The sequence below is a fragment of the Maribellus sp. YY47 genome (assembly GCF_023111095.1).
GTDB lineage: Bacteria > Bacteroidota > Bacteroidia > Bacteroidales > Prolixibacteraceae > Draconibacterium.
Genome location: NZ_JALGYW010000010.1, coordinates 127,374 through 146,040 on the forward strand (window position 1 = coordinate 127,374; position 18,667 = coordinate 146,040).

The window sequence follows — 18,667 nt, forward strand, 5'->3', positions numbered from 1 at the left end:
TATTAAGACTAAAAATGATGAAAATATTTTTAAATAAACAAAATACGCTTGTTCGTCTTGTTGGCGTATTTATAGGTATATTCCTGATATCACTGATATATAGTTCTTGTGTCAATGGTATTTACGATAATATTAAAGAGTTTTCAACCGAAGAGATCGTTTATCCTGCTGCATTTGATACCTGTTTTGGCACCATTGGCTACGAGAGAGTAGAAATCGATTTAAGAAAAGACGGACGTATACCTGCCAGTAAAATTACAATGGGAAAAGCTAAAAAAACGGTTGTAGTTTATGATGAAAATACCCCCGACCCAAAGGTAATTGAAATTGACAGTGTTTGTTCGTACGTAAACATTACAGGATTAACAGAACCTAGACTGTATCGTTTTAATATCTATACCGAAGATGAATATGGAGACAGATCAATCCCTCAGGAAATATCGCTGATTCCGTATACGTCATACGATCGCGATGTGTTGAAATTAGGGATTTTAGATCCTACCGTTTCGGTTGCTCCAAATGCTCTGATTATGGAATGGCCTACCGGCCTAAACACCATAATGATGGAATATCACGGTTTGCAATATCAATATGAAGATCAAAGTGGAGAATCCCAGCATGGTATACGTTCAAAAGAGCCACGTATTTATTGCGGCAATCTCCCTGCTGGACAGGAAATGACCTTCAACATGAAATATAAGGTACTTCCTATACTTGATGGTGGTTCAAAACTTCTTGATACGCTGGAAATAGAAAAACCGTACATTGTTCAAATGCCAACTCCCGAACAGCAGTTTATTCCTCAGGAATTAAAGATTCTGTTAGCGAACGGCATTAATACATTCACAACAGAGGCCGTAAAGGATATTACTGAATTAACATACCCGATGAATATGACTACGTTTGCGGATTTATTTTTCTTCCCAGGCGTTTCATATCTTAACCTTACGGGGAAGGGATTGCCCGGAACCCTGGAGTCGCTGACCTATGCAAGAAACAATGAATATAGTATTGTTGGTGGTGGAGCATGGCAGGAATTCATGATGCCGGTTGATCAGCCATCCAAGATAAAAGGGCCAGAAAGTTTGCAAACCCTGAAAGACATGTTGGATGCGGGACAAATTACACACATTAAGTACATTCCAAAATCTATGGGATTGGATTTTGATAGGTTTTTGGAGCCTTATGTTCAGTCAGGTGTGGTGGAATTACTTACAAATGATAATCCGTTTTTTCCTGATCATGTATTTGTCGATCCGCAATTTTTTGCGAATGGAACGGTACAGGACAATAATTGGAAGATGAAATTAGCTTATTCCGGTGATTTTTTACCCAGGGGAGGATTAGCTGATATCGGTAAATTTAATCCACAGAGCGATATTGTAAATGGGCAGGCGGTTGATTTGCATTTGGAACAACTGATTCAGAGCGATGGTGAAAATATTTATCGGGGAATTGTCGAAAATTACAGACCCTCATTCTTTTTTGCTCTGCCCCGGCAGTGGCGTTTTGATAATGCACGATACCCCTACCTGAAGTTTAAAATGTTCATTGGTTGTGATAAGTCTTTGGTATCAAACGTTGGAGGAAATAAACGTAATGTATACCGGGCGCCATGGATACGTCCGATGAACAGATTATGGTCGTTTAGTCAAAATAGTGACTACGGGCAGGAAAATTGGGATTCCGGTCGTAATGAATCCATGACTGATGACGAGATCCAGAACTCGTGGCATGAGTATACAATAAATATGAGCAACAATGACGGGGGAGATAACTCCAATCGGCGTAATCGTGTTTATGTTGTAAATATCGGGCATGAAGATGGAGTGACATGGACTTATGATGCAAATAATCAGGTTGTTATTTATATTGCTGACGTCCGTTTGTGTAAAACCCCTAATGATTAATAACATTCAATTTAGACTCATGAATATATTTAGAATTTACAAGTCGATTATATATTTTGCGATTGCAACAACCACTCTTTTTATTGCTTGTGATCGTGATAATGATGATGATATTCCGGTGATTGAAGAGGATGTTTATACACCGGTAGAGATGACTCCTGTAAGTGGCCTCCGTATCGCGTGGGACTATAGCTCTATGCAGCAGTTGGCTGAAAAAGGTAATACTCCGGAAATGATACGTCTTTCCGACTCGTCGTTAGTGATGGTATACGCATCAGAAGGAAGCATTTATCAGAAAAAAAGTTGGAATAATGGGCTTTCGTGGGATAATCCTTCTGTTTTATTTCCAAAATCGACACATAAAGGTATCGATGGCGATTATGACCTTACTTATACTGATCTGATGGTTCAGCCAACCATCATACTTTTAAGCGATGGTGACTTATTGGCTGCCTGTGGGGTTAGATACAGTTATACGGTTTCTGACACTGAAATTAACTTTCCGGCCTCCATCCTGGTAAGGCGCATATCGGGAAATGGGACAGTGATGGAGCCAGTTCAGGAAGTATATTCAAATTTGGGATGTGAGTATCCCGACTTTTTAGAACTTCCTAGCGGTGTTGTTCAACTTTACTTTTCAAACGGTTCTTCTTCTGTTAATATTGAAATGATGAGTTCCACTGCTTTAGTAGTAGAGACGATAGCACAAAGAATCGAAATGTTAAGTTCTGAGGATGGTGGAGAAACTTGGTCCAGTTCTCTTGAAGAATATGGCCCGGATGGCATTTATTCTGCCTGGACGGGAAGTAAGGTTATTGCATCTCGTTTAAATAAGAATAATAATTGCCCCGCTGCGTCTATTGTAAACAACAATATTGTGGTTGCTTTTGGTGATAACAATACTGTTACCTATAAACCGTATATCGTTCGCAGCACTGTCGCTGATAATTGGTCATACGCGATTACCGGGGATACTCCTGATCGCGATTATGCCCTTTATGAAATTTTGCCGGAAAAGTACAATATGGGAGTTCCGGATTTGATTTCACTCCCGCAGGGAGAGTCTGTTTTGTCGTATGAAACCGATGCAGGAAGAACCAGTGATAAGAAAATAATGGAAGTAGCAATAAGTAATGAGAATGCGATGGATTTCAAACATCGTACACGTCCTTTCCCTTTTACTCAGGATGTAGAAGCGATAGGGAATTCGTTACTGAATTTTAATGATAGTTCTGTTGTTGCGCTAACTTCATCAGATTTTCAAAATAATGAAGTTTTAGCTCCTTGGATGATTAAGGGATATTTGATTGATGAACTCACGATAAATAAGAGAGAAATTGAAGACCACCCGATTTTTGTAGGTGGACAGTCTGACGCAAATATTAGGGTAGGACTTGGTATAGATGAAAACAATCTCTATTTTGAGGTTATAGCCAATGATCAGACTCCGGTTAGCGCGGAAACAGGCACTGAGAGTGGAGATGGTATCTACCTGTATATTGATGCGGCAAACCGATCATTACTTGATGTAGATACAGGAATTTCGAAATTCTGGATTTCCTCAACAGGCGAAGTACTTCGTTGGGACGGAAAAGAAGGTGTTTGGATAGTTGCTTCTTCTGATGGGATTGACGTAATTGAAACAACGACAGATTCGGGTTATAAACTGGCAATTACATTACCCAAAAATAAGTTGGTCAATTTTAGTACCAGCGTTATTCGTTTTGGTGTTGGTTTAACAGATTATGTCACACCTGAACAAGGAAAAACGGAATTATTAGCACTCTGTGAGGATATGCGTTCCAGCACATGGTTAAAAGTAACTTTTTAAACTAGCATTAGTATGATGTAAGAAGTTAGTTAAAGAAATAGAATAGACAAGGTTTTGGATGTTTTTATCTGGCTGTTGGTTAGATTCTAGCATACAAAACCTTGTTCTGTTATATAACGGAATTTTTTACAGGCAGAGGCCCATGCTACAACGAATCTTCATAAATTTTGCTTTTCTGCTCCATCCCGAAAGGATTTTGCCTGAACCAATTGGTCTGCCAAAATTTGGATAAGCTTTTCTGCATGAGAATAGCAATCTTTTTTCATTGTAAAGAGTCTCTTAACCCTCAATGATTCTAAACCTTACCATTTTATTGTCTGCCGGATTTCGGTAAGAATAATAGATAAACCATTGCTTTTTAGCGTCTCCGCCGCAATCATTCAGCTTGGGCAATATGCAAATTTTGGTTCTTTTCATGTCTGCATTTTGTCTGTTAAGAATTGTAATCATTCAAAACAGACATTTTTTAAATACAAACAACTGTTTTTCAGTCAGTTAGTTTTTATTGTGGAGCTGGCGGGAGTCGAACCCGCGTCCAAACGAGGAAGCCACAAGCTTTCTACATGCTTATCCCCGACTTGATTTTCGAATAAACGCCGGATCAAGGCCACCAACGTTTACCTTAGCTCTTTAATTTTCGCAGAAACGCCAGAGCTTCGTTTCTGCTAGCTTCGATTTACTTGCACCGCCTGATCGGGCCGCTTCAAAGCATTAGCACCCGGGCGATGTCTCGTCCCAAAACCTAGTTTCGGGATAAAGGTAACCTACTTAATTCGGTTACGCAGCAAGAGCGTAATTATTTTCGCCAATTATGGTTTGATCATTATTTTAAAAGGTCAACAACCAAAACCCTGCATGCTTACCTGCCACTTCTACCCGCTGTCAAAACCAGTCAGCCCCGTAGAAACGCTGCAAAGATAAGAAATATTTATGTTCTTATTTTGCTCCTTTGTAAAGATGAATTAAAGACTTAAAACGCCAATGAGGGAACTATTTGTACCACTGCTCAATAGCCGCCATGTTTATTTCGTTTTCGATGTTTTTGGCGGCAGGAGTGTAAAGAAAATCCAGCTCTTTCGCGAATTGTTCCACCACTTGTCCGCGTACCATTTTCATCGTCGCATTCAGCATTTTATTATCGGCAGTAAACGCATAGGGGAGAACCGCAACTGTAGTGGGTAGCCAGCGTTCAGGGAACATCCCTTCGTATTTTCCGCCTTTTTTGTAGTCGTTAATTTCTGCCTGAATGATTCGAATAGCTTCCCGATTACCTTGGGGAGTTCCTTTTTCGATATTGCGGTTTTTTAATTCACGATTGATGGCTTCCATATCGGGAACTACCATTCCGACAGTATACGGATTTTGATTGTTGTAGAGCATGATTTGCTGAATGTAGGGCGATTGGTCAACAACTGCTTCTTCAATACCTTCAGGACTGTATTTCTCTCCGTCGTTACTGATAAGGAGACTTTTAAAACGACCAAGTACATACAGAAAATTATCTTTGCCCATGTAGCCCATGTCGCCGGTATGTAACCACCCATTTTTCAAGGCTTCAGCGCTTGCAGTAGGATTGTTCCAGTACCCCAGCATAACGTTGTCGCCTTTTATACAGATTTCACCTTTCTGTCCCACCGGAAGTTCTTTTCCATCCTCATCCACAATTTTTAGCTCCAGGTTTTTTACCAGTTTGCCCGATGACCCGAATTTTACATCATTCGGAATATTGGATGAGATAACCGGAGCTGCTTCCGTTAACCCGTATCCCTGGCATATCGGCATACCTATAGCATAAAAATATTTTTGAAGTTCTACATCGAGAAGGGCGCCTCCGCCGATAAAGAACTTCAGATTTCCTCCAAAACCATCTCTGACCTTGCTAAAAATAATCTGATCAAAAATCCAGTATAGAGGCTTCAGGAAAAAGCGATATCCTTTTCCGCGGTTATTCCCGTAACCATTGTGGGCATAGGCAACTTTTAACGCAAAGTTGTAAAGTTTAAACAGGCCTTCTCCTTTTTTGCGAATTCCTGATTCAATATTTTTTCTGAACGTTTTGGAATAGGCAGGCACGCTCATCATAAGCTTGGGTTTTATTTCCTGAATATTTTTGGGAATGTTTTTCAGGGTTTCAAGCGGAGTATTGCCCACTTCAACCGAGGCGATGCTTGCTCCCTTGTACATGAAAACATACAGGCAGGTAGTGTGTGCAAAAGCATGGTCCCATGGCAAAATCGCTAAAGTTGTCCACTCTTGTTTCAGATCGAGGAGAGAGTTCGATTGTACAACGTTTGCTGCATAGTTTAAATGCGAAAGCATAATTCCCTTTGGATCGGCCGTTGTTCCCGATGTATAGGAAATATTAGCCACATCATTGGGTTCAACTCCCGTCCAAACAGCTTCTACCTGCTCCGGACTTTCTTGTCTGAATATTGCTCCGGAACTTAAGATCTTGCTATAGTCAATTTCCTGTTCTCCCGGATTTTCTTTCCCGTCGAGGTAAACTATTTTTTCCAGGTCAGGTAGCTCATTTCTGATGTCTTCTACCTTGATCTGATGTTGTTTCGAAACAAAAATATATTTGGCGCCACTGTGTTTCAGTCGAAAGGTTAGTTCATTTTCCTGCAGACGAACCGACAACGGAACGTTAATGCCTCCTGCATACAGCATTCCAAGTTCGCTGATAATCCAGTCGTTACGACCGTCAGCCAGTAAGGCAGCACGATCGCCTTTTTTGAATCCCATCTGAATCAGGCCGGCAGCCAGGTCCAAAACTTTATCGTGGGTTTCTTTGTAGGTTGTACCTTCGTACTTCCCATTTTTCTTTTCCCAGAGGTAAATGTTATCTGGATAATTGGCAACAGCAGTTTCAAAAAGTTCGATGATGGTTTTCATAACGTTGGACAGTTTTTGTTCATGGAAGTCAAAAATAGAAAAAATGTTCTTCTGAAAAAGGGGGTAAAAGAAAAATGCCCTTTCGGGCATTTCTTATTCGGTAATAAACTTGTAAACGGTTTTTTCGTTGTATTGCTCTCCGGGTTTGAGCATTACTGTCGGAAATTTGGGATGATGAACCGAATCGGGATAGTGTTGTGTTTCGAGCGCAACACCCGCGAAACTTCCAAATTTCGTTTTATCATTGATGGTTAACTCCGGAATCCAGTAGCCTGTGTACAGCTGCATTCCCGGCTGAGTGGTGTGAACTTCTACTTTTCGGCCGCTGTTAGCTTCGCTCAGGCATCCGATGTAATTTAATTCGCCATCTTGTTCATCGAACACAAAATTGTCGTCGTAGCCCATTTCAAGTCCGGCAGCGCCCAATTTTTTGGGTGTATTAAAATCAAATGCAGTACCAACCACCGGCACTATTTTGCCTGTCGGAATCTGCTCAATCATCTCGGTCATAGTGGTGGCAGTAAGTTCCAGTTCGTGGTTCAAAATGTTTTCCTTAAATCCGGTAAGGTTGAAATAGGTGTGATTGGTTAAATTAACCACAGTGGTTTTGTCGGTTTCAGCATAATACTGAATACCCAGCTCGTTTTCTTTATTTAAGGTGTAAATACAGGTTACCTTCAGATTTCCCGGGTAGTTTTCTTCGCCGTCGGGACTTAAATAAGTCAGTTTTACACCTACCTGCGATTCTTCTTCGATTACTTCGGCGTCAAAAAGACGACGATCGAAACCCGTAATACCGCCGTGTAAATGGTTAGGGCCGTTGTTGATGGCTAAATCATAGGTGGCTCCTTCAATTTCGAGATGACCTTTGGCAATGCGGTTGCCACATCTGCCAATGATGGCTCCAAAGTAGGGGTAGTTTCCCAGATATTTTTCGCTGTAATAGGTTTCCAGATCGTCGAAACCACAAACCACATTTTCAATGCTGCCGTTTTTGTTGGGCATGTCGATGGAAGTAATAATTCCACCATAGTTGGTTATTTTTATTGTAATCGAATTGTTCTCAAGCGTAAAAAGAAGTGCTTCGGTTCCGTCTTTTAGCGTTCCGAATTTTTTTGTTGTAATCATCATCATTTATAAGGTTTTAACTGGAATAATTATATTCGTTTTTTTATGGATAATCGTGTTAATCGACAAAATTGCGAAAAAAGCTTTTTAACTGGTAGGTACTGGTGGTGTTTTATAGCATGTTTTTATACGAAAAAACTTCTATTTTTGCACTCATAATTACAACCAATGGCTAGCAAACGTGTAATTCGAATTGATTCAAGGTCGTCTCGGCCAAAGTACAGACAGATAATAGATTCTATATATCAGGCCATTGAAAAGAAAATGGTAAAGAAGGGGGATAAAATTCCGTCGATCAATGAAATTTGTGCCGATTTCAACCTGAGCCGCGACACTGTGCTGGTGGCTTTCAACGAACTGAAATCAAAAGGAGTTATTCGCAGCCAGCCCGGTAAAGGGTATTATATTGCTACCACCGAGGTTCAGATTGAAGAAAAGGTATTTGTTCTTTTTGATGAATTGAACGCCTTTAAGGAAGACCTTTATAACTCGTTGATTAATTCGCTGAAAGGCAGGGCTACGGTTGAAGTTTATTTTCATCATTTTAATTATAAGGTTTTCAAAAACCTGATTACCGAGTGTGTCGGGAATTACACATCGTATATAATTATGCCTGCCACTTTTGATAATATTAGTCATTTGGTTTCGAAACTTCCTCAAGATAAGGTTTACATTTTGGACCGCCTGAAAAAGGACTTGAAAGCTTACCCGGTGGTGTACCAGGATTTTGAGCGGGATTTGTACGATGCAATGGTGGAAGGAAGCGCGCTGTTAAAAAAATACCGCAAACTGGTTTTTGTAAATCCCGGGGGAAAAGAACCGGTTGAACGGGTTGCCGGATTTGTAAAATACTGTACCGAGCGCGATATTGAACACGAAGTAATCAAATCGTTACACGGAGTGAATCCGTCGATGTACGAAGCCTATTTTCTTATTTCTGACCGCGATTTGGTGGAAGTAGTAAAAATGGCTAAAAAGTATAAATATAAATTGGGTAAACGATTCGGGATTGTTTCGTTTAACGATACCACGTTAAAAGAAGTGGTATCAGGAGGGATTACCACCATTTCGACCGATTTTACCGAAATGGGGAAAAGCCTCGCTCAAATGGTATTGACCAAAAAGGCCGGACAGATCCGCAACCCGGCCAAGCTGATTGTAAGACATAGTCTGTAAACGGAAATACATTAAGAATATCTATAAAAGTAATTAACGCATAAAATTATGGCAAAAGTTAGCACATTATTAGAGAAGATCAACGGTGGAAATAATCCTGTTTTTCAGGAATTATACGGAACCGATTCCAGTGTTTTAAAAGCTCAGGCCGACAGATACGCGGCTTTGATGAATGAGTTTGTAACAGTTTACGGAACAGACGATTTAAGCTTGTTTAGTTCACCCGGGCGTACTGAAATTGGCGGTAATCATACCGACCATAACTACGGACGCGTTTTGGCCGGTGCTGTAAACCTCGACAACATTGCGGTTGCTGCAGCAAACGGAACAGAAACCATTCGCATCAAATCTGCAGGCTATCCTGAATTTCAGGTTGATCTTTCTGATTTAACTATCGACGAATCAAAATTTTATACTTCAGGCGCATTGGTAAAAGGTATCTGCGCGAAAATGAAGGAAAACGGGTATACCATTGGCGGTTTCGACGCCTGTATCGAAGGTCGTGTACCAAAAGGTTCAGGGCTTAGTTCCTCTGCCTCGTTTGAAGTGTTGATCGGTGCCATCATCAACGAATTATTCAACGACGGTAAAATGCCGGCTGTTGAAAACGCAATCATTGGCCAATGGTCTGAAAACAATTACTTTGGAAAACCTTGTGGTTTAATGGACCAAACTGCTTGTTCGGTTGGAGGTTTGATTACAATCGATTTTAAAGATCCGGCAAACCCAATCGTAAAGGAAGTTGATTTCGACTTTGTTTCTACGGGTTTTGCGCTGGTAATTACCGATGTCGGTGGTGGTCACGATGATCCTGCATCTCAGGCAGAATATGCTTCGCTGCCAACCGAAATGAAATCGGTAGCTGCTGAACTGGGCGCAAAAGTGTTACGTGAAGTTACACTGGAACAAATTGTTGAGAAAATTCCGGCTATTCGCAGCAAAACAGGAGATCGCGCCATTCTTCGTGCTTATCACTTCCAGGGCGACAATCAGCGTGTGGTTGATCAGGTTGCTGCACTCGAGAACAACGATTTCCATTCGTTCCTGAAAATGGTGGTTGAATCGGGGTACAGTTCTTACATGTACAACCAGAATATTTACGATATAGTGCATAAAGACGAGCAGGTCGTTTCGGTGGCGCTGGCATTAAGCGAAATGGTGCTGAAAGGCTCAGGTGCATGGCGAGTTCACGGTGGTGGTTTTGGTGGTACTATTCAGGCGTTTGTTCCACAGGATAAACTGGAAGAGTATGTAAAAACTCTGGAGCATGTATACGGAGAAGGATCATGCCACAAGCTGTTTATTCGTTCAAAAGGATCGATAAAACTGGAGCTTTAACCGATTTTTTATTGGGAGCTGATTTAGTTGGTGAAATGCTCGGTACATTGGATTGAACGTTGAATTATTGCTTTACCGAGGGGGCGAAATGTGTAGTAATGAGGTGAAAAAAAGCAATTGAAAAGTTCGAAGAATCGGATGTTATTTTATCTTTGGGGGCGAAAGAAGAATTTTCAAGCCTTCACGGTTCTGAGAATTTGTTTTTCAACCTAAATTGACTTTAGCAGATTTTATGACTTTCGATGTACAAAGCAAATCATGTTTTAAACGCATTCAGCTTAAACTGAACGTGTTTAGCGGTTGTTGTCGCCCATCTGAATTTCCCGGTATTTTCAACATAAAATGATCAAGAACAAAAAAGAATCTATAACTACTTAAAATCATTACATTTATTATGGAGACTAAAAAGCAAAATCGAACAATACCAATCATTATGATGGTACTATTGTTTGGTATGATTTCATTTGTGACCAACCTGGCAGCGCCAATGGGAGTGGTTGTGAAAGCACAATTCGATGCTTCTAACTTCCTGGGCATGTTGGGTAACTTTATGAACTTCCTGGCATACGCCGTGATGGGTATTCCGGCAGGAAAACTGCTTGAAAAAGTAGGATACAAGAATACTGCATTGCTCGCTATCCTGATTGGTTTTGTGGGAGTATTAATTCAGTACCTGTCAGGTATTGCTGAGAGTTTCGCGATTTACTTGCTCGGAGCATTCGTGGCAGGTGGTTCAATGACCATGTTAAATACAGTGGTAAATCCTATGTTGAATACCCTTGGCGGAGGAGGTAAAAAAGGCAACCAGTTAATTCAAATTGGTGGTTCTTTCAATTCGCTGATGGGAACTTCAGTGCCGATCCTTGTTGGTATGTTGGTTGGTGAAGTAACCAAAAATACAGCTATTAAAGATGTAAATCCGGTGTTGTTTATTGCAATGGGGATTTTCGCTTTGGTTGGTATTGTTTTGTGGACAGTTAAGATTCCTCAGCCTCAGGTTGATGGACATGATATTGACGGGAATGAAAGTGTTTGGTCATTTCGTCACTTTGTATTAGGTGCCGTTGGTATTTTCATCTATGTAGGTATTGAGATTGGTGTTCCCGGTACCATGATGTTGTGGCTGGCCGATGCTGCTGCAAGTGGTCTCGATCCTGCAACAGCAGCTTCTACTGCAGGTGTGGTGGCAGGTACTTATTGGTTTTTGATGCTGATTGGACGATTTGTCGGGGCTTCGATAGGTGGTAAAGTCTCTAGCCGCGCCATGTTAACTGTTGTATCTGCTGTTGGTTTGTTGTTGGTAGCCATGGCTATTATTGCTTCACCTGAGAATACAGTTAATATTCCTGTTTTCCAGAGTTCTACAAGCGGTTTGAGTCTTGGCCAGGCTGAAGTTCCAGTCAATGCGATGTACCTTGTACTGGTTGGTCTGTGTACATCTATTATGTGGGGTGGTATTTTTAACCTTGCAGTAGAAGGTTTAGGTAAATACGTAGCCGTTGCTTCCGGTATCTTTATGACAATGGTTGTAGGAGGGGGAATACTTCCACTGGTGCAGAATGCAATTGCCGATAGCATGGGATATATTACTTCATATTGGGTAATTATTGGTGGTTTGGCATATTTGCTTTTCTATGCATTAATTGGTAGTAAAGTAACAAAACGTGCCGACGGTAAAGCTGTCTAAAATTATTCTAAAATATTTTCATTGCCGTGTCCGGTAATGAATCTAAATTCATTCGGAATTTTCCGGGAGCCATTTTGTCCTTGCGACAGAATGGCTTTTTTTTCGAAAGTCTATCAAAAAACAGCAGTAGAATATGTTTAAAAGTTGTCATATGCACCCTGATTGTGCCTGCGATACATCTGTAGGCGATTTCTGGAGTTTATGAATTTTTTGTTTTCGGGCATACATGAGGCTTGGGTTTAATCTCATTGAAAATACCTCAGATAGAAGCAAAATATTTATTTGCCGGTGCAGATGTATTGATATAAATGTTATTTTTACGCTTAATTAAAACTAAGTTCAAACCATAAACGTGAAAGAATGAGCATTCTCGACTGGATTATTCTGGGCCTCTTTTTTCTGGGCCTTATCGGAATCATATTTTGGGTTTTAAAACAAAAGGAAAAAGACACTTCCGATTATTTTCTTGCCGGACGCGATGCAACCTGGATTGCAATCGGCGCATCTATTTTTGCTTCGAACATAGGATCTGAGCATCTTGTTGGGCTGGCCGGAGCCGGGGCCGAAAGCGGCATGGCTATGGCCCATTGGGAAATGCACGGCTGGATGATTTTAATGCTGGGATGGTTGTTTGTCCCGTTTTATGCCCGAAGTAGAGTATTTACCATGCCTGAATTCCTGGAAAGACGATACAATCCGCAGGCAAGATCTTTTTTATCCATAATATCGATTGTAAGTTATGTACTTACAAAAGTTGCAGTGACGGTTTACGCTGGCGGTGTGGTTTTTAAAGATGTTTTCAATATTGATTACGTCACTTTCTTTGGTTATGATATCGATTTCTTTTGGATAAGTGCAATCGGGCTTGTTGTGTTAACCGGACTTTATACAACGTTTGGAGGAATGAAAGCCGTTCTCTATACCTCGGTACTTCAAACTCCGATTCTATTGATCGGGTCAATCGCGATCTTGATACTGGGTATTGTTAAAGTTGGGGGATGGAATGAACTGATGGAAATTACACGAGCGAACGTCACGGTTCATGGAGATTCGATGACCAGTTTGATGCGGTCACATCACGATCCCGATTTCCCATGGACAGGTGTAATACTTGGCTCAGCGATCATCGGTTTCTGGTACTGGTGTACCGACCAGTTCATCGTTCAGCGTGTTTTGTCAGGCCGCGATATGACCCAGGCCAGGCGCGGTGCCATTTTTGGCGCTTACTTAAAACTTACCCCGGTGTTTATTTTTCTGATACCCGGGATGATTGCTTACGCTTTAACGCAAAAAATCGATCCTGCAACCGGACAACCCATGCTTAACCTGGCCAGTAACGATGCTGCTTTTTCGACCCTGGTGAAAGTATTACTTCCTAAAGGTTTTACAGGAATTGTGGTTGGGGGAATCCTGGCGGCGCTTATGAGTTCGCTGGCTTCACTGTTTAACTCATCGGCGATGTTGTTTACCATCGATTTTTACAAGAAATACAAACCGCAGGCTTCGGAAAAACACTATGTGTTTGTTGGCCGCATTGCGACAGTAGTTATTGTTATACTCGGAATTCTCTGGATTCCGGTAATGAAAGGAATTGGAAAAGTGCTTTACGAGTACCTGCAGGATGTGCAGTCATTGCTGGCACCTGGTATTGCTGCCGTTTTTCTCCTCGGAGTACTCTCAAAAAAGACGACACCCGCTGCCGGTTTGTGGGGATTGATCATCGGATTTACGTTGGGCATGCTTCGTTTGGGACTGAATATTTTCTCCGGCTCAATTGAAGAAACTTCCTTTATCTATAAATTGATCTTGTCGCACAACTGGTTGCATTACGAGATTTACTTATTTATTTTGGTGATTATCTCAATGGTTATCATTAGTTACTTTACCAAGCCCAAAGATCCGCTTTCCATTATTGGACTTACCATGGGGTCGGCAACGGCGGAACAGCGCGCTGAAACCCGGGCTTCCTACAATCATTGGGATGTGATCAATTCGATTATTATCATTACCATTATCCTGGTTTTCTATGCCTATTTCTGGTAATACATAGCGGTATTTTATTTTAAGAAAATAGCTGTTTGCTTAAGGCCGACAGCTATTTTTTTTAAATTCGCTTTTCTAGACCAAAGTCATATGTACGATATTATTGGAGACGTTCACGGGCAGGCAGCTTTGTTAAAAAAGTTGTTGCAAAAACTGGGATACGAGAAGACAAACGGTAGTTACACGCATCCCGAACGCAAAGCAATTTTTGTAGGAGACTTTATTAACAGAGGCTCTGAAATACGGAAAACCATAAAAATTATACGTTCGATGGTGGAGAGCGGGAATGCCTATGCGATTCTTGGAAACCACGAGATCAACGCAATTATATACCATTTGAATGATAAACAGGGCTCCTTGCTGGTAAAAAAGCCTAATAAATATGGTTTAGCGCTGTTTAAAACCATCAACGAATTTTCATTAAACTCACAGGAATGGAAAGATCATCTGACCTGGATGCGTACCTTGCCCTTATTTCTTGATTTTGGTGATATCAGAGTTGTTCATGCTTGCTGGTCCGACGAGGCCGTTGCCATTGCCGCATCGGCATACGAAGAGGGGAGGATCAGAAAGAAAACCTTCCGGATTATCCACAAAAAGGCCGATGCCGACATTACAAAAAGCGTTTGGTTGCTTACAAAAGGGAATTTGCTGAAAATGCCGTCCGATTTACACGTCGTAAGCAACAAAGGTGTGGCACCCCGCTCTTTCAGGATGCGATGGTGGGAGAAAACGGCCGGAATAACCTTTCGAAATCTCTCGTTCGAAAGCAAATTTTCAATGCCCGATTATACCGTTCCGCCGCAGATACTGACTGATAGTGAGGGTTATCCGGAAGACGCGCCTATCGTGTTCTTTGGACATTACTGCAGGGGGAGAGGCCCCGTTGTGATAAGGCCAAACATATGTTGTGTTGACTCTTGCGTGAATGGAAGCGGAGTATTAACGGCATACCGTTGGAGCGGCGAAAAGCAACTGGATATAGAAAATGTGGTGCACGTGAAGTGATTTGTGCGCGTAACAATAAGGCAATCAATGTTTTAAATAATTTTTCAAAAAAATATTATTTTGTATTGTCGGAAAAAAAAGAAAGTATATATTTGCAACACCTTTGACAAAGGGAGTTCTTTAAAGAATTTGATTAAAAATGGTGCGGTAGTTCAGTTGGTTAGAATATCGGCCTGTCACGCCGGGGGTCGCGGGTTCGAGTCCCGTCCGCACCGCATTTTTATTCAAATTTATACATCACATTTGGTGCGGTAGTTCAGTTGGTTAGAATATCGGCCTGTCACGCCGGGGGTCGCGGGTTCGAGTCCCGTCCGCACCGCAAAAAGCAGTTCCAAAAAAGGGCTGCTTTTTTTGTTTCTGATGACCTATGTTGTTTATATATTGCAAAGCGAAAAAGATAGAAGTTATTACATTGGTTTTACTTCCGATCTGGATATTCGTTTGTCCTTCCATAACTCAGGGAAATCACGATATACCTCGCTAAAAATGCCTTGGAAGGTAGTTTACAGTGAAAGTTATGCAACCAAATCGGATGCGCTGAAACGCGAGAAATTTCTAAAGCAACAACGCAATCGTACGTTTTATGAGCGATTAATAAAAAACGATAAATAGATCGCGGGTTTCTCGAGTGCTCGGGATCCGCACCGCAAAAGGCAGTTCAATAAATGAGCTGCTTTTTTTGTTTTATGAAATTTCAACTACTTACTGCAAGATGGCCCTGAATACTATGGCTATAAATGAAAGTAAATTATTCTACAAACTCATGCTAATCAGGAAGGTGGCTGCGAAGGCAATAATGGCGTACAGTTCGGGGAATACTGCCAGCACCATGGTTTTCCCAAAAATATCGTGACCAGATCCAATGCCTGCAATTCCATTTGAAGTAACTGAACCCTGGTTGAGCGCTGAAAAAAAGCCGACTATCCCCAAAGTAAGGCCTGCTGCGAGTATGGCTACTCCCTGAAGCATGGTCATCTCAGCGGAGATGATTCCCTGGTTGTTAATGATGAAAAACCCTGCAAATCCGTAAAGTCCCTGCGTTCCGGGCAAAGCACTTAAAAGCAGGTAACTTCCGAATTTCTCCGGTTCTTTCTTGAGTGCGCCAACCGTGGCATTCCCGCCTTTCGAAACACCGATGGCACTGCCAACACCAGAGAAAATAAGCATAATGGCCAGTCCGATATAAGCTAAAATTACTGCAGTTGTCATGATGATTTATTTTAATGTTTTGTTTTTCAGATTTCAATCATTTGCAAAAAGGTTTATATGCCCGTCCTCCGCCTTTAAATCCGGCATTTTTGTAAAACTCCACAAAAGTCAAACGCATCGGATGAACAAACGATCCAAGCGATGAGATCAGAATATTCAGCGTATGTCCCAGAATCAGGAAAATAACAAAGAATACCGGCCCCAGAATTTTGGAAGAACCCAATATTTGCAGCCCAATGTCGTTAATTACAAAGCCGAGAATGGCGCTTGACAAACCAAGTGCAAACAAACGAATGTAGGACAACAGATCTCCAAAAATGCCGGTAACCGTGGAATATACATCCCAGATTCCTTTACCGACACGCGCAAAAACATTGACTTGCGGATCGCTGAAAAAAAGAACCAAAAAGCCACCGACAAAAATGAGGGCGTACAAAATGGCGGTGTTACTTGGGATCACACTCAGTCTTGATAGAAGCGCATACAAGAGCCCTCCTAAAACAATGATCAGCCAGCCGCAGGTCGATAATGCATAGCGGTACCCGAATTGTTTCATCTGGTTGGCGGCTTTCAGAAACAATCCGAAAATAATCTGTACGCTGCCCAATGCGAGCGAAAGCTGAAACATTTTGTTGGGATCGAGAAAAAGGTTTCTGAAATTTTGGGTGAAAGAAAATTCCGCTTCAATTAAATTGATGCCAAAGAAAGTGCCGGACACCATCCCGAACAGGAAGGTAGCCACACCAAGAAACTGTAAAAGACTCAGGTAAGGCAAAAACTTTTTATCGGCAAAAGGTTTGTAAATACCGCCACCTACAAGGAATAATAAACCATAACCTGCATCGCCCAGGCAAAAACCAAAGAACAGCATAAAAAAGGGGGCGAAAAATACCGTCAGATCGATTTCAGCATAATCGGGTAGCGAGAACAGCGAACCGATCGGTTCGAACAAGCTGCTAAACCGGTTATTTTTTAGTAACACCGGTATTTTATCTTTCGGAGTTCCCCAGCGTCTGACGTAAAGAACTCCGATGTCTTCAAGATACAAATTAAAAAGATCTGATTTCGATCGGGGGATCCAACCTTCGAGCAGCATTAGTTTATCGTCGGCATTTTTTTCGGTGGTTAATTTTACCTTTTCAAATTCCAGTTTGTTGATTAAGTCTGCCATTTTTTGCTCCAGCAGCGAAAGTGAAAACGTTGCATATTCATCGAGCTTTTTATTAAGCTGATCAATTTCTGCGTTTGTTCTTTCTATTTGTTTTTCCAATTCAGAAGCGGGAATCTCGGGCAAATTCACAGGTTCTAAATCGAGATCAAATTCCCTGTTGTTAGTTCGGATCAACACAAAAAATATCCGGGTGCCTTTTCCCGATATGAAAACAACGGGAACTCCGGCACTATTGAGTTCATGAAATTTTTGAGAAGGTGCTGAATAAAATTCAAGACAGATATTTTCAGCTTTTAACTTTTGACGCAATTCAGGCGAAAACTTGCCCCATGAACGGGCTTTTTCGTAAGCTGCGTTTAATTCTTCAAGTTTGCTTTCAAAGTTTCCAATTCTTACTTCGGTATCGAGGATGGCTTCAGGGAGCTTCTCAGCCTTCACAATTTGTTCCACGTTTTGTTCCGGAATATTCCTTTTTTTCAGTACCCGAATGGCCTTTTCATACGTTTTTATTTCATCAAATTTATCCTTTAATTCTTTGGTGAAATCGGCTTCTTTCTCAATAATGTGCAACACTCCAAGTTTTTGAATTTCTTCGAGAAACGTGTTGTATTCTTTGTAAAATACCAGAAATGAATATTTGATCATCGGAACAATCATACCTGCATTTCTTTTTGTTTTTGCTGTCGTTTTTTGACAATCTTCTGAGCCGATTTCGAAAGATTTTCTTCGTCTTCGAGGAAGCGTTTAATTTTACGAATCGCATCTTCGTAACCCGGTATTTGTACTTTCTCGTAGAGATTCACTTTTTGGGTTGTCTTTCTCCGGGCATGGTCCAGCAATATCATTTTTTGCTTACCGAAATTAAGGCGGTTTACAATCAGCGCAACTTTTTTCAGGAACGTCAAACCTTCAGGAAACCACTTGGGGCGTTCAAATAAGCTGAATTTCATTTCGTTAAAAAGAATCCCTTCCAACACTGGTATTGAAACCCCTGCGATCTTTGTGGTTGCCGTTTTTACTTCGGCGATGGAGAGTAATTCGGGCATGAATTCATTCCAAAGATTCACCGAGTTGCTGTGACGTTCAATTAAGGAATTCAGTTCATTCTCAGCTTCAAGCACTTTGTCTTTTGCCTTTTTTACTTCCAAACGTAAGGCCGACTCCTTGTTTTTTAAGGTAGGAAGCGCTTTGGTCCGGATCTTCAGTTGTTTATTCAGGCGCTGAAGCTCCGTTTTGTTGTATTGAAAGCTGATGGCCAATCGTTTGTTTTT

The 18,667-nt window shown here is 41.2% G+C and carries 13 protein-coding genes, 2 tRNA genes and 1 other RNA gene; 10 read left to right on the forward strand and 6 right to left on the reverse strand.

Annotated features, from left to right (window positions below; all coding sequences use genetic code 11):
* Nucleotides 1–14 precede the first annotated feature (14 nt).
* The gene (locus MR764_RS10165; protein ID WP_247979307.1) at nucleotides 15–1,910 is read left to right on the forward strand and encodes a DUF4998 domain-containing protein; all 1,896 of its coding nucleotides are present in this window, start codon (nucleotides 15–17) and stop codon (nucleotides 1,908–1,910) included.
* 19 nt (nucleotides 1,911–1,929) lie between these two features.
* Entirely contained in the window at nucleotides 1,930–3,741 is a 1,812-nt protein-coding gene (locus tag MR764_RS10170) for a hypothetical protein (RefSeq protein WP_247979308.1), read from the forward strand.
* 505 nt (nucleotides 3,742–4,246) lie between these two features.
* Here MR764_RS10170 and ssrA read toward each other — a convergent pair.
* The 3 genes from ssrA to MR764_RS10185 form a co-directional block, all read right to left on the reverse strand.
* Nucleotides 4,247–4,641, reverse strand: a transfer-messenger RNA (tmRNA) gene (gene ssrA / locus MR764_RS10175).
* A gap of 90 nt (nucleotides 4,642–4,731) precedes the next feature.
* Nucleotides 4,732–6,636: an AMP-binding protein gene (locus MR764_RS10180; RefSeq protein ID WP_247979309.1), complete on the reverse strand. Its 1,905-nt coding sequence runs from the start codon at nucleotides 6,634–6,636 to the stop codon at nucleotides 4,732–4,734.
* Nucleotides 6,637–6,729: 93 nt separating this feature from the next.
* Nucleotides 6,730–7,770 (reverse strand): aldose epimerase family protein, encoded by a 1,041-nt coding sequence (locus MR764_RS10185; protein ID WP_247979310.1) that lies wholly within the window; start codon nucleotides 7,768–7,770, stop codon nucleotides 6,730–6,732.
* 162 nt (nucleotides 7,771–7,932) lie between these two features.
* Between MR764_RS10185 and MR764_RS10190 the strand changes: the two genes are divergently transcribed.
* The 8 genes from MR764_RS10190 to MR764_RS10225 all read left to right on the forward strand — a co-directional run bounded on the left by MR764_RS10190 (nucleotide 7,933) and on the right by MR764_RS10225 (nucleotide 15,628).
* Complete coding sequence (locus MR764_RS10190) at nucleotides 7,933–8,940, forward strand: GntR family transcriptional regulator (RefSeq protein WP_282189190.1); 1,008 nt, start codon at nucleotides 7,933–7,935, stop codon at nucleotides 8,938–8,940.
* A 48-nt stretch (nucleotides 8,941–8,988) separates the two neighbouring features.
* Entirely contained in the window at nucleotides 8,989–10,278 is a 1,290-nt protein-coding gene (locus tag MR764_RS10195; protein ID WP_247979312.1) for a galactokinase family protein, read from the forward strand.
* 433 nt (nucleotides 10,279–10,711) lie between these two features.
* Nucleotides 10,712–11,965, forward strand: a complete 1,254-nt coding sequence (locus MR764_RS10200; protein ID WP_247979313.1) for an MFS transporter — start codon at nucleotides 10,712–10,714, stop codon at nucleotides 11,963–11,965.
* Between the two features lie 360 nt (nucleotides 11,966–12,325).
* Complete coding sequence (locus tag MR764_RS10205; RefSeq protein WP_247979314.1) at nucleotides 12,326–14,008, forward strand: sodium:solute symporter; 1,683 nt, start codon at nucleotides 12,326–12,328, stop codon at nucleotides 14,006–14,008.
* Between the two features lie 90 nt (nucleotides 14,009–14,098).
* On the forward strand, nucleotides 14,099–15,016 hold the full coding sequence (locus MR764_RS10210; protein WP_247979315.1) for a metallophosphoesterase: 918 nt from the start codon (nucleotides 14,099–14,101) through the stop codon (nucleotides 15,014–15,016).
* Nucleotides 15,017–15,157: 141 nt separating this feature from the next.
* Nucleotides 15,158–15,231 (forward strand) — tRNA-Asp (locus MR764_RS10215).
* Between the two features lie 30 nt (nucleotides 15,232–15,261).
* Nucleotides 15,262–15,335: transfer RNA gene (locus tag MR764_RS10220), tRNA-Asp, on the forward strand.
* Nucleotides 15,336–15,376: 41 nt separating this feature from the next.
* Nucleotides 15,377–15,628 carry a GIY-YIG nuclease family protein gene (locus MR764_RS10225; protein WP_247979356.1) on the forward strand — a complete coding sequence of 84 codons (252 nt, stop codon included), beginning with the start codon at nucleotides 15,377–15,379 and terminating at the stop codon, nucleotides 15,626–15,628.
* A gap of 141 nt (nucleotides 15,629–15,769) precedes the next feature.
* Here the strand turns inward: MR764_RS10225 and MR764_RS10230 are convergent, their stop codons facing one another.
* Genes MR764_RS10230 through MR764_RS10240 form a run of 3 tightly spaced genes read right to left on the reverse strand, consistent with a single transcriptional unit; the run spans nucleotide 15,770 to nucleotide 18,655 of the window.
* A complete protein-coding gene (locus MR764_RS10230) occupies nucleotides 15,770–16,225 on the reverse strand; it encodes a V-type ATP synthase subunit K (protein WP_247979316.1) in 456 nt (151 codons plus the stop codon).
* 37 nt (nucleotides 16,226–16,262) lie between these two features.
* Nucleotides 16,263–18,053: a V-type ATPase 116kDa subunit family protein gene (locus MR764_RS10235; protein ID WP_247979317.1), complete on the reverse strand. Its 1,791-nt coding sequence runs from the start codon at nucleotides 18,051–18,053 to the stop codon at nucleotides 16,263–16,265.
* Nucleotides 18,050–18,655 carry a V-type ATP synthase subunit D gene (locus tag MR764_RS10240; RefSeq protein ID WP_247979318.1) on the reverse strand — a complete coding sequence of 202 codons (606 nt, stop codon included), beginning with the start codon at nucleotides 18,653–18,655 and terminating at the stop codon, nucleotides 18,050–18,052. Before MR764_RS10240 ends, MR764_RS10235 begins: the two co-directional genes overlap by 4 nt.
* Between the last annotated feature and the right edge of the window lie 12 nt (nucleotides 18,656–18,667).